Annotated in this window: 14 protein-coding genes; 8 read left to right on the top strand and 6 right to left on the bottom strand. The window is 63.4% G+C overall.

The genetic code is table 11. From position 1 onward, the window contains the following. Positions 1 to 8 precede the first annotated feature (8 nt). From BTHE68_RS24905 to BTHE68_RS24885, 5 genes are all read left to right on the top strand, one after another. Entirely contained in the window at positions 9 to 1,589 is a 1,581-nt protein-coding gene (locus BTHE68_RS24905) for an OPT/YSL family transporter (RefSeq protein WP_174258120.1), read from the top strand. A gap of 32 nt (positions 1,590 to 1,621) precedes the next feature. Continuing rightward, positions 1,622 to 2,806 carry an aminotransferase class V-fold PLP-dependent enzyme gene (locus BTHE68_RS24900; protein WP_162068939.1) on the top strand — a complete coding sequence of 395 codons (1,185 nt, stop codon included), beginning with the start codon at positions 1,622 to 1,624 and terminating at the stop codon, positions 2,804 to 2,806. A gap of 33 nt (positions 2,807 to 2,839) precedes the next feature. Next, positions 2,840 to 3,595: a dipeptidase PepE gene (pepE, locus tag BTHE68_RS24895; RefSeq protein ID WP_162068938.1), complete on the top strand. Its 756-nt coding sequence runs from the start codon at positions 2,840 to 2,842 to the stop codon at positions 3,593 to 3,595. Between the two features lie 61 nt (positions 3,596 to 3,656). Further along, positions 3,657 to 4,802, top strand: coding sequence for a porin (locus BTHE68_RS24890; RefSeq protein ID WP_502710602.1), 1,146 nt, complete (start codon positions 3,657 to 3,659; stop codon positions 4,800 to 4,802). Between the two features lie 64 nt (positions 4,803 to 4,866). Further along, a complete protein-coding gene (locus BTHE68_RS24885) occupies positions 4,867 to 5,832 on the top strand; it encodes a DUF1177 domain-containing protein (RefSeq protein WP_162068936.1) in 966 nt (321 codons plus the stop codon). Here BTHE68_RS24885 and BTHE68_RS24880 read toward each other — a convergent pair. Then, positions 5,823 to 6,392 (bottom strand): sugar O-acetyltransferase, encoded by a 570-nt coding sequence (locus BTHE68_RS24880; protein WP_162068935.1) that lies wholly within the window; start codon positions 6,390 to 6,392, stop codon positions 5,823 to 5,825. The genes BTHE68_RS24885 and BTHE68_RS24880 overlap by 10 nt on opposite strands. 90 nt (positions 6,393 to 6,482) lie before the next feature. After that, positions 6,483 to 7,385 carry a LysR family transcriptional regulator gene (locus tag BTHE68_RS24875; protein WP_162068934.1) on the bottom strand — a complete coding sequence of 301 codons (903 nt, stop codon included), beginning with the start codon at positions 7,383 to 7,385 and terminating at the stop codon, positions 6,483 to 6,485. Positions 7,386 to 7,480: 95 nt separating this feature from the next. Here BTHE68_RS24875 and glaH point away from each other — a divergent pair, with 95 nt between their 5' ends. The 3 genes from glaH to BTHE68_RS24860 all read left to right on the top strand — a co-directional run bounded on the left by glaH (position 7,481) and on the right by BTHE68_RS24860 (position 10,737). Continuing rightward, the gene (glaH, locus tag BTHE68_RS24870) at positions 7,481 to 8,401 is read left to right on the top strand and encodes a glutarate dioxygenase GlaH (protein ID WP_162068933.1); all 921 of its coding nucleotides are present in this window, start codon (positions 7,481 to 7,483) and stop codon (positions 8,399 to 8,401) included. Beyond that, positions 8,398 to 9,648, top strand: a complete 1,251-nt coding sequence (gene lhgD / locus BTHE68_RS24865) for an L-2-hydroxyglutarate dehydrogenase (protein ID WP_162068932.1) — start codon at positions 8,398 to 8,400, stop codon at positions 9,646 to 9,648. Before glaH ends, lhgD begins: the two co-directional genes overlap by 4 nt. Positions 9,649 to 9,894: 246 nt before the next feature. After that, positions 9,895 to 10,737 carry a TauD/TfdA dioxygenase family protein gene (locus BTHE68_RS24860; protein ID WP_162069184.1) on the top strand — a complete coding sequence of 281 codons (843 nt, stop codon included), beginning with the start codon at positions 9,895 to 9,897 and terminating at the stop codon, positions 10,735 to 10,737. A 73-nt stretch (positions 10,738 to 10,810) separates the two neighbouring features. On the opposite strand, the gene BTHE68_RS24855 is transcribed toward BTHE68_RS24860, so the two are convergent. The 4 genes from BTHE68_RS24855 to BTHE68_RS24840 all read right to left on the bottom strand — a co-directional run bounded on the left by BTHE68_RS24855 (position 10,811) and on the right by BTHE68_RS24840 (position 14,709). Beyond that, positions 10,811 to 11,869: a beta-keto acid cleavage family enzyme gene (locus BTHE68_RS24855; protein ID WP_162068931.1), complete on the bottom strand. Its 1,059-nt coding sequence runs from the start codon at positions 11,867 to 11,869 to the stop codon at positions 10,811 to 10,813. A 113-nt stretch (positions 11,870 to 11,982) separates the two neighbouring features. Continuing rightward, positions 11,983 to 12,564 carry an RBBP9/YdeN family alpha/beta hydrolase gene (locus BTHE68_RS24850; protein ID WP_502710601.1) on the bottom strand — a complete coding sequence of 194 codons (582 nt, stop codon included), beginning with the start codon at positions 12,562 to 12,564 and terminating at the stop codon, positions 11,983 to 11,985. Continuing rightward, entirely contained in the window at positions 12,561 to 13,532 is a 972-nt protein-coding gene (locus tag BTHE68_RS24845) for a quinone oxidoreductase family protein (RefSeq protein WP_162068930.1), read from the bottom strand. The genes BTHE68_RS24850 and BTHE68_RS24845 overlap by 4 nt, the downstream gene beginning before the upstream one ends. Positions 13,533 to 13,587: 55 nt before the next feature. Continuing rightward, the gene (locus BTHE68_RS24840) at positions 13,588 to 14,709 is read right to left on the bottom strand and encodes a porin (RefSeq protein WP_162068929.1); all 1,122 of its coding nucleotides are present in this window, start codon (positions 14,707 to 14,709) and stop codon (positions 13,588 to 13,590) included. Positions 14,710 to 14,753: the final 44 nt, after the last annotated feature.

Raw genomic sequence — 14,753 nt, 5'->3', positions numbered from 1 at the left:
ACACATCCATGCCAGCAGACGCGCCGCGCCCGCGCGTGTCCTTCTTCGAGCCTTTGCTGCTGGTCGTGTCGATGGCGCTCTCGGTGCTCGGCGCGATCATCGGCATGCAGCTCATCGTTTCGCTCGGCATTTCGGCGAACACGTCGATCATCGGCGCGTTGATCGCGATCGTGTTCTCGCGCATTCCGCTGCAGGTGACGCGCCGCTTCCGCGTGCTCGAACGGCAAAACCTCGTGCAGACGGCCATTTCGTCGGCCACGTTCGGCGCCGCCAATTCGCTGATGATCCCGCTCGGCGTGCCGTTCGCGATGGGCATGCCCGAACTCGTCACGCCGATGCTCATCGGCGCCATTGCGGCGATGCTCGTCGATGGCGCAATGCTCTATCACCTCTTCGGCAGCAAGATCTTTCCGGCGACCGGTACGTGGCCGGCCGGAGTCGCTACCGCCGAAGCCATCTGGGCGGGCGATCAGGGTGGCCGCAAGGCCGCCTTCCTCGGACTCGGCGTTGCGGCCGGCGTTGCCGGCGCGATCGTCGGCGTGCCGATGTCCGCGTTCGGCGCGGCCTTCCTCGGCAATCTCGCCGCGCTGACGATGTTCGGCATAGGTCTGCTGATCCGCGGCTATTCGATTCCGCTCCTTCATGTCGACATCGCGGCGGCCTATATTCCGCACGGGCTGATGATCGGCGCGGGCATCGTCGCGCTGTTTCAGGTGGCGCGCGAGATTCATCGCTCGCGTGCAAGCAACGACACCGATCCGCGCAATCTGGAAATGTCCGGCGCGCGCGCAACACGCGTGCTGTCCGGCGGATTCATCGCATACATGCTCGTCGCGCTGCTGATCTCGGTGCTTGCAGGTCACATCACCGAGTTGTCGCCGGGGATGCTGGTCGGCTTCATCGTCTATGCCGCGCTCGCCGCTTACGCGCACGAATTGATCGTCGGCATCGCGGCGATGCATTCCGGCTGGTTCCCGGCGTTCGCCGTCGCGCTCATCACGTTGACGATCGGCATCGTGATCGGCTTCCCGCCCTCGGCGCTGGCCGTGCTGGCCGGCTTCTCGGCCGCCACGGGCCCGGCGTTCGCGGACATGGGCTACGACCTCAAGACCGGCTATCTGCTGCGCGGTGAAGGCCGCGACATGGACGCCGAACTGGCAGGCCGCCGGCAGCAACTGATCGCTGCGATGGCAGGCTTCATCGTCGCGGCGATCGTCGTGATCGCGTTTCACGATCACTTCTTCTCACGCAACATGGTGCCGCCGGTCGACCGCGTTTATGCGGCGTCGGTCAAGGCAGGCTCGTCGATGGAAATCGCCCGCAACCTCGCCATCTGGGCGATTCCGGGCGCGCTCCTGCAATTGCTCGGCGGCGCCAAGCGCCAGCTCGGCATTCTGCTTTCGACCGGCATGCTGATCGCTTCGCCGCTTGCTGGCTGGGCCGTACTTGCCGGACTCGCGATCCGCTTTGTCATCACGCGCCTGCGCGGCGAGCGCCATAGCGCCGAGATGAGCGCATTCGCGGGCGGTGTCATCGCCGGCGACGCCCTGTTCAGTTTCGGGGGTTCCGTCACCCGTTTGCACAAGTAATCCGCTCCCCTTCTACTGGACTGAAACGCAGCATGAATATCGAAGCCATCCGCGCAGCCACGCCGCTGACCGCCACCACCGTCTACATGGACACGGCCGCCGCGTCCCTGCCGCCCGATTCCGTGCTCGACGAAGCGCGTCGCTATCTGCTCGACACGGGGCACGTAGGCATCTACCTGCCCTCGTTCCGCAAGGAAACCTACGCCCGCGTGGACGCCGTGCGCGGCGAGCTCGCCGCGTTCATAGAGGCGGGCCCGCACGAAATCGCCTTCACCAAGAACGCGACGGAAGCCATTTCGCTCGTCGCGCACGGCATTCGCTGGCAACCGGGCGACGAGATTCTCGTCGCCGATACCGAAATGCTCAGCAACCTGCTGCCCTGGCGGCGCCTCGAACACACGCACGGCGTGGTGGTGAAGATGATCGCGGCTGACGCGGCTGGCATGCTCGCGCCGGAATCGTTCGCCGCCGCCATCACGCCACGCACACGGCTCGTCACCTTCTCTCACGTGCCCAATTCCACCGGCGCGGTTCAGCCCGCCGCGAGCATCTGCAAGGTAGCGCGCGAGCACGGCGTGATGTCGCTCGTGAATGCGTCGCAGAGCGTGGGCATGCTGCCGGTCAGCGTCGAGCAGCTCGACTGCGACTTTCTCGCGGCATGCGGGCGCAAGGCCCTGCGCGCGACTGAAGGCTCGGGCTTCCTTTACGTGCGAGAGGCGCATATCGACAAGCTGGAGCCGGTGCTCGCGGGCTGGTGGAACGGCACATTCGACCGCACGACGGGCGCGCTCTCGTTCGTGGCGAGCGCGCGACGCTTCGAAGCCGGATGCCCCGTCGTGCCGGCCATTCTCGCGCTCGGCGCAGCGGTGCGTTACGCCCGGGAAATCGGCATCGACGCAATCGCCGAACGCGTGCGGGAGTTGACTGCATACGCGGTCGACCAGTTCTCGACACTGCCCGGCTTCGAGCTTTACGGACCGACGCATGTCGCGCAACGCATCGGCATCGTGCCGTTCAACCTGCGCGGGGTCGATCCTGCCACGCTCGTGTCGGCGCTGGAGGCGCAGCACTGCATCATCGAGGCAGGCGGCTTCATGGCCGACACGATCCTCGCGCGATACGGCGTGAGCACGATGGCCCGCGTGTCGCTGCACTACTTCAATACGCACGACGAGATCGACCGCGTCGTGCAAATCATCCGCGCGACGCTCGCCTGAGCGCCGCCATCCGATTCGATCAAGGAATACGCCATGACCCAACGCATCCTGCTGATGAGCAGCTCCCGAAAGGACCAGCTCGGTTATCTCGAGCACGCCACCGAACAGATCCACGCGCTCCTCCAGCGCGAACCTCTCAAGGTGCTCTTCGTGCCGTTCGCCGGCGTGACGTTCAGCTTCGACAGCTACGAACAAATCGTCAAGCCAGTGTTCGAAGGTCTCGGCTACGCGCTCGAATCGATTCATCACAGCGCGGACCCGCTGGCCGCAGTCGAGAGTGCGCAGGCCATCGCCGTAGGTGGCGGCAATACGTTCGCGCTCCTCAAGCGCATGTATGACGCGGGCATCGTCGATGCAATCCGCGCGAAAGTCGCGGCGGGCACCCCGTACATGGGATGGAGCGCGGGAAGCAACGTTGCGTGCCCCACGATCCGCACCACCAACGATATGCCGATCGTGCAGCCGCCGACGCTGCGCGCGCTCGGCCTCGTGCCGTTTCAGATCAATCCGCACTTCATCAGCGGCAAGCCGGCCGGACACAACGGCGAGAGCCGTGAGGAACGGCTTGCCGAGTTCCTCGACATCAATGCGCCGGAACAGGTATTCGCGCTGCCGGAAGGCTCCGCATTGCTGTCCGACGGCGCCACCGGCACGGTCCTCGGCGAACGCGGCGCGCTGCATTTCGTCAGCAAGACTCAGGTCGAGACGTTGGGCGAACACGCGACCTTCCCGTTGAACTCGATCACGGGTCCGTCGGATATCGATCAGTGGCCGACGTTGCGGCGTTGATCGTCCGCCGCCTTTTTTTCAGAGGCGGCAATTTTTGCCGTTCACGATTAGGATGTCTAAATTGAAGACAGAGATCATTGCGCTCGCCGTGCTTACGGGCTTCGCGGCTGGCGCGCAGGCCCAGTCGAGCGTGACGCTGTACGGCGTCATGGACGTTGCATTGAGCTATCAGACGCACACTAACCCGTCCGGCGATTCGACGATCGGGCTGCAGCAGGGTAACGAGGGCTTCCTCTCGGGCAGCCGCTTCGGGCTGAAAGGCGACGAGGCGCTCGGCGACGGCTGGCGGGCCGGTTTCACGCTCGAAAACGGCTTTCTTGCGAATACCGGCAAGCTGGATCAGCAAGGACAGCTATTCGGACGCCAGGCGTTCGTCAAGCTTGGCCGTGAGCGCTGGGGCGACCTCGCGCTCGGACGTCAGTACACCACCGCGAACACCATGCTGTACTACGTCGATCCGCTGGGCGTCGGCGCCGCACCGAGCAACTCGTGGCAGGTGTATCTGGTTGGCCAGCGCTATGACAACGCGATCAGCTATACCGGCGCGTGGGGGCCGATGCAGGTGATCGCGGAGTATGCGGCAGGCGGCATTGCCGGCGAATCGCGCGCGCGTTCGTCGATGTCGCTCGGCGTCAAATACGCGTCCGGACCGATTACCCTGATCGGTGACGCACAACAGACGAACGACACGCAGAGCCGTCGTGCGCGCATCTATCTCGGCGGTGTCAAGGCGACGATCGGCAATGCCAGTCTGTATGCGAACTACCTGCACAGTAATCGCGACGCGGGTTTCGATTCGTCCAACGGCGGCACCGATACGGCGTCCATCACCAGCATGGCCTCGGGCTCACCGACCGCGCCTGTCGCGATCAATTCGGTGTTCAGTCAGCGGCGCAGCGACGATTTCTTCACGCTCGGCGCAAGCTACCGCGCCACCCCGAGCTGGCTCTTCACCGTCGCCGGGATGCAGGACCGCACCCACGCCGACGGCTTCGATGGCACTCGCACGACCACATACGGCGTCGCGGACTACAGCCTGAGCAAGCGCACCGATGTCTATCTGGCCACCGCCTACGAGTGGACGAGTGGCGGATGGTCGGGGCTGTTCGGCAATACGACCACGAATGCTTCGGCGGCCAAGGGCGTCACGCTCAACGGCAGGAGCGAGCAGCTCTCCGTGATGCTCGGCCTTCGGCATTTGTTCTGACTCCCAACAAACGATCGATGCGGCCCGATGCGCGCCGCATCGGCTCTATATTGAGATACTTCACATGGCATTGAAACAGACCCTCGTCATCTTCGACGCGCTCGATAGCGCCACCGTTACTGGTCACACCATCGCCGAGATTTTCGAGCCTTATACCGGCCACGGCATAACGGTCGAAGTCAGGTCCATCAAGAACGAACCGCCCGGCAATCCCGCGAAAAGCACCGATTTCATCACGATCGTGATTCCGGGCACGCACGGCAAAAAGGCTGGTGGCCAGGCTCGCACGCTCGGCGTCATCGGCAGGAATGGCGCGATCGGCGCGCGCCCGGCGAAGCTCGGCATGGTATCGGACGCGGACGGCCCGATCGGTGCGCTTGCCGTAGCGCTCAAGCTCGCGCAGATGAAGGCGAACGGCGACGCGCTGCCCGGCGACGTGATCGTGACGACTCATCTGTCGACCGACGCACCCATGAGCGAGAACAACGGCGTGCCGTTTATGGGAATGCCCGTCTCCTCGGCCACGATGAACGAATACGAGGTATCGGCCGAGATGGACGCGATTCTGTCGCTCGACGCGTCCAAGGGCAACCGCATCGTCAAGCATCGTGGCTTCGCGCTGTCGCCGACCGCGATGCAGGGCTACATCCTGCGCATGGCGCCCGATCTCGTCGCGATCATGGAGTCGACGACGGGCCAACCGGCCGTTACGTTCCCGATTTCGCTGCAGGACATCACGCCCTATGACAACGGGCTATCGCATTTCAACAGCATCATGCAGCCGCACGTCGCCACCGACAAACCCGTGGTCGGCGTGGCGATCACCGCGCGATCGGTCGTGGGCGGCAGCGATTCAAGCGCCAGTCACGAAGTCGATCTTGCGGAAGCAGTGCGCTTCACGACCGAAGTCGCAAAACGCTATACCGGCGGTGCGTGCGAATTCTTCGATGCCAGCGAGTGGCAAAAGATTCGCAGCATGTACCCGGATCTGACCGCGTTTCAGGGACGTGGCAAAGCGCTTCACGCGTGATCTTTCGCGGCCGGACGCACGCGCGCAGGATTGCCGACAGCGGTGGCGCCCGCCGGCACGTCGCGCGTGACGATGCTGCCCGCGCCGATCAATGCGTCGTCGCCAATCGTCACGCCCGGCAGAATGATCGCGCCCGCGCCGATCCACACGTTACGTCCGATCCGCACCGGGCGCCCGAATTCCAGGCCTGCCGCGCGAACGGCCGGATCGCGAGGATGATCGGCCGTCAGAATCTGCACGCCGGTTGCAATCTGCGTCATGTCGCCGATCTCGACCTGAACGACGTCAAGGATGATGCAGCCGTAATTGAGGAACACCCCGGCGCCCAGACTGATGTTGAAGCCATAATCGCAGTGAAACGGCGGCCGGATCATGGAGTCCGGTCCAATCGCGGCGAGCCGCTCTTGCAGGAGTTCGTATCTCTCCGAGAGCGGCATGTCGATGGCGCCGTTGAAGCGCGCCATCCACGCGCGGGCTGCTGCCTGATCGGCCTGAATTTCGGGTGCGTTCGCCGTGTACAGTTCTCCGGCGAGCATCTTTTCTTTCTCGGTTCTGCTCATGATCCTCTCTCCAGTCATCCCGCTCCGGGTACATCGCGTCTGACCCATCGAATGCTCAAACGTTCGGACTGAGGCCACGCACCGAATTCATCAGATGCCAGCGCCCGCGAACAGCGCCACTGTGATCTCGACGAATCGCTTCACCGATGGCGCATTCTCCCGCGTCCTGTAAGCAATAGCGAGTTCCGCTTCCTCGTGATAACCCGCGACCCGCAGGAACGCGACGTCAGCCGGCGCGAGCGACTTCATCGATTCCGGGACCAGCACGACGCCGTAGCCCGCAGCGGCCATGCAAAGCGCCGTCATGAAATCGGCGACGCGATGGCGCGGCGAAGCGTCGAAGCCGCCGAGCCGGCCGAGACTCGACAGGTTCTCCGCGAAGCCTTCGCTCTCGCTGAACTGCGGAACGATGAACGCGGCGTCGCGCAATGCCTGCGGACGCACGATCCCGGACGCCGCGAGCGGATGATTCGACGCCAGCGCGATCATCAGCGGCTCGCGCTTCACGACGGTCGCCGCGACGCCGTCCGGGTAGCGCGATCTGGAACGCAGAAACCCGACATCGAGCCGGCCGTCATGCAGGCATTCGAGCTGCCGCGGCGTCTCCATGGCCGTGATCTCCATGTCGACATGGGGACAATCCGCGCGAAAGCGCTTGAGCGCCGCCGGCAGCAGGCCCGTGGACACGGCCGAACCGATGTAGCCTAGCGAAACGTTGCCGATTTCCCCCCGCGCCGCGAGCTTGCCGACCGACTCGGCGCGTTCGAGCTGGCGAAGCGCCAGCACCGCCTCCCGCAGAAATGCCGCGCCCGCGTCCGTCAGGGTGACGGCCGAACGCTTGTTGCGGTTCAGCAGCCTGACGCCGAGCGCGGTTTCGAGCTTCTTCAACTGATCGCTGAGCACGGACTGCGCGACATTCAGCCGATCCGCCGTCCGCGCGAAGTGAAGATCCTCGGCCAGCGCCACGAAAGCCTTCAACAGGCGGCTATCCATTTAATCGCTTTTTCGGATTAAAAATGAGGTTTCTGGCAGTTTAACCGAACACAGGATCCACGTGAAATAGCGACATCTCTCACATGGAGCAATTGATGAACGCGCCCGTCGAAGCCAGTGTCGTCCAGACGCATTTCCGCATTCACGCCCATCCGCAGCACGCTCGCCTGCGCCGCATCGAACTCGACGAGGACGGGCTCACGCGCTTTTTCGAGGCCGTGAAGGATGTCGATGTGCAGAACCTGCAATACGTGCCCTTCATGCGCTTCATGCTGGCGCACGAACTGGACCGCGCGTTCGGTGGCGCGCTCGGCTCGACGCTCACGCAGATCGCGCGCGATCGCTCGAGCGGTGGATTCACGACCGGCGTGCAAGGCGTGACGTCCGATAGCGACGATTTCGTCCGCTTCGGCACGGCCGTCGCGCATCTTCTCGGACCGGGCAATCACGACGCGATGTCGGGAACCTACTACGCCCGCTTCCTCGTTAAAGATACTGACTCGAGCGACTCCTATCTGCGCCAGGCCTATCGCCTGTTCTCGCTGCACACGGACGGCACCTACGTCGAGGAAGAGACGCACTGGCTGCTCATGATGAAGTTCGACGAGACCAACGCGAGCGGCGGCGAGTCGCGTCTCATGCACCTCGACGACTGGACCGAACGCGACCAGTTCGCGCTCGATCCGATGGGCGCGCTGCCGTTCGTCTACAAGGCGCCCGGCTCGAAGAACGTCAGCGCCGCGGTCGAGCGCCCGCTGTTCTTCCATTCGGAATTCGGTCTGTCGATGGCCTTCATCGACCAGTTCGTGCAGCCGCGCACGCTCGCCGAAGCGCGCTTCCTGCACGCCATGTCGAACTCGATGGAAACGTCATCCGCGACCCGCGAAATCTCGTTGCCGGTGGGCGAGCTGATCGTCGCCAATAACTATTTCTGGCTGCATGGACGCGCGCCGTTCGAGAAGCATCCGCAACTGCATCGTGAATTAATGCGCCAGCGCGGGACCTTCGCCCAATGAGCGCCCACGTCTCCTTCCGCGATGCCGATGCGGACGTGATCGTGATCGGCGGCGGCATCATCGGCGCGTCCACCGCGATGCAGCTCACGCAGCGCTATCCCGCGCTCAAGGTGATCGTGCTCGAAAAGGAAGACGCGCTCGCCGTGCATCAGTCCGGCCACAACAGCGGCGTGATCCACGCGGGCGTCTACTACGCGCCCGGCAGCCTGAAGGCGGAGTTCTGCCGCCGTGGCGCCGCCGCCACCTACGCGTTTTCACGCCGCCACGGCATCCGCTTCGAGCAGTGCGGCAAGCTCATCGTCGCGACGAACCGGATCGAAGTCGAACGGCTCAAGGATCTGTTCGAACGATGCCGCCAGAATCAGTTGCAGCCGCAATGGCTCGACCAGAACGAACTGACGCGCGAAGAGCCGCGCATCGTCGGCGAAGCGGCGATACGCGTCGCGTCGAGCGGTATCGCCGACTATCCCGCCGTGACCCGCGCCATGGCGCGGGTCGCGCAGGAGAACGGCGCCGAGATCATGCTCGGGCAACGGGTCGTCGGCATGAGCGAGGACGACGATGGTGTCGTCGTGACGACCGCGAGCGGACGCTTTCGCGCGAAGCACGCGATCGTCTGCGCGGGCCTCATGGCCGATCGCCTCGCGCGCATGTGCAAGGTCGACGTCGACTTCCGTATCGTGCCGTTTCGTGGCGAGTACTACCGGCTGCCCGCATCGAAGAACGATATCGTGCGGCATCTCGTCTATCCGGTGCCGGACCCCGCGCTGCCGTTCCTTGGCGTGCACCTGACGCGCATGATCGGCGGCTACGTGACCGTGGGCCCGAACGCGGTGCTCGCGATGGCGCGCGAAGGCTATCGCTGGCGCGACATCGACGTCTCCGATCTCGCCGAGATGGCGTCCTTCGGCGGATTCTGGAAGATGCTCAGGACCTACGGTCCGTCGGGCATCTCGGAGATGCGCAATTCGCTCTGGAAGAGCGGCTATCTCGCGCTATGCCGCAAGTATTGTCCCGAGCTCACGCTCGAGGACCTCGAACCCTACCCTGCGGGCGTTCGCGCGCAGGCCGTCTCATCGAGCGGCGCATTGATTCATGACTTCCTGATTCGTCCATCGAAGCGAAGCCTGCATGTCTGCAATGCCCCGTCTCCTGCCGCGACTTCGGCGCTGCCCATCGGCGAACATCTCGTCGACGCCTTCGCCAACGCATTCGATTTCGCGCCGCAGTCCGCAGTGGCTGCGTGACGTTAAAGCGGTCAATACGAGGAAACTCATGAAAGACGTGTTCATTTGCGACGCCGTTCGCGATCCGGCGCACGCTACGCGCTTTGCACGATGTGCATCGGCGTCGGACAGGGCATCGCCATCGCGCTGGAGCGCGTGGCTGCGCAGGCCTTGCGTGTCGTCATTTTATTTATGTCGACATGAATAAATCGAGCGCCTATGATGGAGGCTACCGGACAATGAAGAGAATCAGGAGACATGCAGATGATCAAGATTGAAAAGCTCACCGCCTGCATTGGCGCTGAACTGTCAGGCGTCAATCTGGGCGACGCATCGCGCGATGCGTCCTTGTTTGCGGAGATCAAGGCACTGTTGCTGCAGCACCGCGTGCTCTTCTTCCGCGACCAGAACATCTCCCGCGAGGAACATGTCGCGTTCGCCCGCAAGTTCGGTGATCTCGAAGATCATCCGGTTGCGGGAAGCGATCCGGAGCATCCCGGGCTCGTGCGGATTTATCGATCGGATGCGAAAAACCCCTACGAAAACAACTTTCACACCGACGGTTTGTGGCGGCCGAAGCCTTCCATGGGCGCGGTGCTTCGCTGCATCGAGTGCCCCGAAACCGGCGGCGACACGATCTGGGTCAATATGGTCGAGGCCTACAAGCAGTTGCCGGAAGAGATCAAGCGCCGCATCACGGGCCTTCGGGCGAAAAGCAGCATCGAGCATTCGTTCGGTGCGGCGATGGATCCCGAGGAGCGCAGAAAGCTCGCTGCGCAAAATCCGGACGTGGAGCATCCCGTCGTCCGCACGCACCCGGAAACCGGCGAGAAAGTCCTCTACGTGGGAAGCTTCACGACGCACTTCGTCAACTTCCATACACCCGAGAATGTCCGCTACGGCCTCGACAAGACGCCGGGCGCGAGCCTTCTGCTCAACTATCTGCAAAGCCAGGCGCTAATCCCCGAGTATCAGGTGCGTTTCAGATGGAAACCGAACAGCATCGCGGTCTGGGACAATCGCTCCACGCAGCACTACGCGGTCATGGATTACTGGCCGGCCCCGCGCAAGATGGAACGCGCAGGCATCATCGGTGACAAGCCTTACTGAAGCATCGCGGCCAGCGTATCCGGTTCATTCATCGGATATCGCTGGCCGTGTTCTTTTTACTTCGCTCGCGGCGTCAGGCGGTCTTGCGCAGAAAACCCTGATTGCCGCCATTGCGATTCGGCGCGAAGCCGTTGGCCTGCAGGGATTCCTCAACGGTGTCGTAGAACACGCCGATGCGCGAGATCTCGCGCGCCTGCCGCGCCGTCGCGATCTCGCGTCCGAATTCCCGTGACATACGCACCAGTTGCTCGATCTGCTTCACGGTGCTGATCTTCTCCGTGCGCGACTGGTTCCAGAGACAGTCTTCCGTGCCGCAGCGCACATGCAGACCCATGGAAATGCCCCACATGTTCACCGGCAGCACGTTGCGTACGTTGCTTTCCACCGTGACCACCGCGCCATCGGGCACGGCGCGAATGAAGTTGGCGAGGCTGTAGACGTTCGGCGTATCCATGCCGCCGGCTATCGCGACCCAGTTCATCACCAGCGGGCCCTTGTAGAAGCCGCGTCGCATCAGGCGCTCGACCGATTCGAAACTGTTGAGGTTGTAGCATTGGAAGGCGCTCTGAATGCCCTTGGCCGTCAGACGCCGCACGTGTTCCTCGACCCATCCGGGCTGCGCGGGAACGGTCATTTCCTTGTAGGCATTGAACAGCGCGGGCTGCTCGCGCGACGTGCCCTTGAAGTCCGCGTCTTCCGCCTGATCGGTGACGTTCATCTGGGACGTGTTCACCGTCACGGTCACCTGATCCGGCTTCGGTTCGAGTTCGGCCAGCATATGGCGCGTATCGTCCGACAGCCATTTGGCGGCCTGCCCTTCGTCCTCGGGAGCGAACGAAATCGAACCGCCGACCTGGATGATCATCTCCGGCACCGCCTTGCGCACGCCTGCGATGAGCTGATTGAACATGGACAGGCGCTTGCTGCCCTTGCCATCCAGCTCGCGCACGTGCAGATGCAATACGGTGGCGCCCGCGTTGTAGCAGTCCACCGCTTTCTGGATCTGATCTTCCATCGTGACCGGAATGTCTTCGGGGAAGTCACCGGGCAACCATCCGGGCGCGTACGGCGCGGCCGTGATGATCAGCGGTTGCTGGTTCTCGGGAAAGAGATGACCGTCGAGAAAATTCATGTCGATTTCCAAATGAGAGGCAGATTTGCTTGCGGCAGGCAGACGGCGCGCAGAGGCGTTGATTGCGTCCGCTGTGGTGAGCGGACGTGGACGATGCGGCGCAGCGCGTGACGCTAGTGCGGCGTGGCAAGCTGGCCGATGAGTTCGCCGGCCATGGGCCATTCGCCATGACCCGACGCTGGATTCAGATGACCGACATCGCCGAGTTCGACGAAGCGGCTTGCCCACGACCGCGCGAATTCACGGGCGCGATCCAGCCGCGTCAAAGGGTCGTTGCTGCTCGCCGCGACGATGCTCGGGAATGGCAGCACGCCGCGCGGAACCGGCAGCCATCCGTGTTCGTCCAGTGCGTCGATCGTCGGATAGCCGGGGGGCATGGGCGTTTCGAGATCAGCGGGCGCAGCGAGCAATGCACCGTGAATCGCATGCGTGGCGCAGCGCTGCGCCCAATGCGCGAGCATCATCACGCCCGCACTGTGCGCGACGACGATGACCGGACCTTCGATCGATGCCAGTGCGCGATCGATCGCAGCGACGCGTGCAGCGCAACTGAGCTTGTCATGCTCGAGCGGCGCGACGCTTCGCACGCGCGGCAGCTTCTGCGCGAGCAGCGTCTGCCAATGGTCCGCCACGTGTTCGCGCAAGCCCGGCACGATGAGCACCGTCGCAGAGGTGATATTGATCTTCTCCGTCACGGCACGAGCACCGTGGAACCCACCGTCTTGCGCGATTCGAGCGCGCGATGCGCGTCGGCGGCTTGATCGAGCGCGAACATCTGCCCCGGCTCGCTCTTGATCTTCCCGGCCAGCACGAGATCGAAAAGCTCGCGAGCCATCGACAGCATGTGCGAGCGCGGCGTCGCGTAATGCACCATCGCGGGCCGCGTCACCCAGAGCGATCCCTTGCGAGCCAGTACGCGCGTGTCGATCTGCACGGGACCGGACGACGTGCCGTTGCTGACCAATGTCCCGCGCACCTGCAGGCTGTCCAGCGACGCTTCCAGCGTGTCCTTGCCCACCGAGTCGAACACCACTTCGACGCCCTTGCCATCGGTAAGCTCGCGCACGCGCTCGGCGATGTTTTCCCGCGTCGTCACGATGGTATGCGTGCAGCCATTCGCCTTTGCCGCTTCGGCCTTCGCATCCGAGCTGACCGTGCCGATCATCGTGACGCCCAACGCGCGCGCCCACTGACAGGCGATGAGTCCGACTCCGCCCGCGGCAGCGTGATACAGGATGGTTTCGTGGCCCTTGAGCGGGTAGACCTGGCGAAACAGATACTGCGCGGTCATACCTTTCATGATCAGCGTCGCGGCCGTCTTGTCGCTGATGCCATCGGGCAAGGGAATCAGCACATCCGCGGGCATCACGCGAACGTCAGAGTAGGCGCCCTGCGGCCCGAGCAGATAGCCGACGCGGTCGCCCACCTTGATGTCATCGACGCCTTCGCCGATGGCTTCGACCACGCCTACCGCATCGGAGCCGAGGCCATTGGGCAGCGCAAGCGGATATTGCCCAGTGCGGAAATAGATGTCGATGAAATTGACCGCCACGAAGGTGTGACGCACGCGCGCCTCGCCAGGGCCGGGTTCGCCGACCGCAACGGTTTCGAGACGAAGGACCTCGGGGCCACCGATTTCATCAAAGCGAATCGCTTTTGCCATGTTCAACTTTCCTTGGTGAATGATTCCGGGATGGTGCGAAGCGATGTCGGGATCGTCAGAACATCTGACGAATGCCGAGTTCGAAGCCCATCTGATTCGAGCCGCCGAACGGAGCGGCGGGAACAGCGGTGCCCGCCGATACCGAGTAGATCGCGCCCTTGCCATGATTTTTCATATACCCCGCGACGCCATACACCGACGTGCGCTTGCTCAGGAAGTAGTTCGCCCTGAGCATGCCGAGCGTGCCATCGGCGTCGTCGGCGGCATTGCCGATGTGCGAAAGCTGGGCGTCGAACTGCCACGCGCCATAGAGAACGGATGCGCCGAGGTATTCGACATCCGTCTTGACCGAGCGCACGTCGCCGTGAAGGAGACGATGTATCCAGCCCATGCCCAAGCGCACCGGTCCGACGGTGAGATGCCCATTCACCTGATAGCGGCGATCGGTATCGCCGGAGTTCGTGAACGCGACACCGGGCGCGCCCGGCACGACCGTATTCGGCGCGGAGCCCTGCCCGCCTCTCAGCTCTTCGAAGGAGGTCGCGACACCCCAGTTGCTCGCGTCGTACTTGATCATGGCGGACAGGCCGCGGCAGGCCACGAAGTCGCCTGCAACCTGACCGCCGCAATTGCCGGCCGTCGATGCATCGCGGCCGAATGAATAGCTTGCGCCGATGGTGAATCCGTAGAACGTACCCATATAGGCGACGGCGTTATCGAACCGGTCGGCCAGCAACGCGCTGTCGAGCGAACCCAGACTCCCGATGCCGGCCGGACCGACGATGTTCGCATCGGTCATCGCCCATGTCTGCATGCTGTACTGGCGCCCGAAGGTAAGCTGTCCCCAGCCGTTCTTCAGTCCGACATAGGCCTGACGCCCGAACAGACGACTGGCTTGCTGCAGCGCGCCGTTGGAGAGGGAGAAGCCATTTTCCAGCGTGAAGATCGCTTTCAGTCCTCCGCCCAGGTCTTCCGATCCCTTCAGGCCCCATCGCGAAGGCAGGTCTCCGCCGCCGATCACTGGCATGCGCGCAACCGATCCGCCGGTCGGCGTCGCGTGCGTCAGATATTCGACGCCTGTATCGACGATTCCGTATAACGTGACCGAACTTTGCGCGAATGCAGGTGCACACGCCAATGGCGCCATCACAGCAATCGCAAGTCGTGCTTTCCTCATTTCGTCTCCGTTCGTTATTTATTATGCATACCGAATCGTTATTG

It is taken from the genome of Burkholderia sp. THE68 (assembly GCF_009938265.1).
Classification (GTDB): domain Bacteria; phylum Pseudomonadota; class Gammaproteobacteria; order Burkholderiales; family Burkholderiaceae; genus Caballeronia.
This window is presented reverse-complemented; position numbering and strand designations above follow the sequence as displayed.

Coding starts and splice junctions, on each gene's coding strand:
- BTHE68_RS24845 (WP_162068930.1), bottom strand. CDS start 13,532: ATGGCAAAAGCGATTCGCTTTGATGAAATCGGTGGCCCCGAGGTCCTT.
- BTHE68_RS24880 (WP_162068935.1), bottom strand. CDS start 6,392: ATGAGCAGAACCGAGAAAGAAAAGATGCTCGCCGGAGAACTGTACACG.
- BTHE68_RS24885 (WP_162068936.1), top strand. CDS start 4,867: ATGGCATTGAAACAGACCCTCGTCATCTTCGACGCGCTCGATAGCGCC.
- glaH (WP_162068933.1), top strand. CDS start 7,481: ATGAACGCGCCCGTCGAAGCCAGTGTCGTCCAGACGCATTTCCGCATT.
- BTHE68_RS24840 (WP_162068929.1), bottom strand. CDS start 14,709: ATGAGGAAAGCACGACTTGCGATTGCTGTGATGGCGCCATTGGCGTGT.
- pepE (WP_162068938.1), top strand. CDS start 2,840: ATGACCCAACGCATCCTGCTGATGAGCAGCTCCCGAAAGGACCAGCTC.
- BTHE68_RS24900 (WP_162068939.1), top strand. CDS start 1,622: ATGAATATCGAAGCCATCCGCGCAGCCACGCCGCTGACCGCCACCACC.
- BTHE68_RS24905 (WP_174258120.1), top strand. CDS start 9: ATGCCAGCAGACGCGCCGCGCCCGCGCGTGTCCTTCTTCGAGCCTTTG.
- lhgD (WP_162068932.1), top strand. CDS start 8,398: ATGAGCGCCCACGTCTCCTTCCGCGATGCCGATGCGGACGTGATCGTG.
- BTHE68_RS24875 (WP_162068934.1), bottom strand. CDS start 7,385: ATGGATAGCCGCCTGTTGAAGGCTTTCGTGGCGCTGGCCGAGGATCTT.
- BTHE68_RS24855 (WP_162068931.1), bottom strand. CDS start 11,869: ATGAATTTTCTCGACGGTCATCTCTTTCCCGAGAACCAGCAACCGCTG.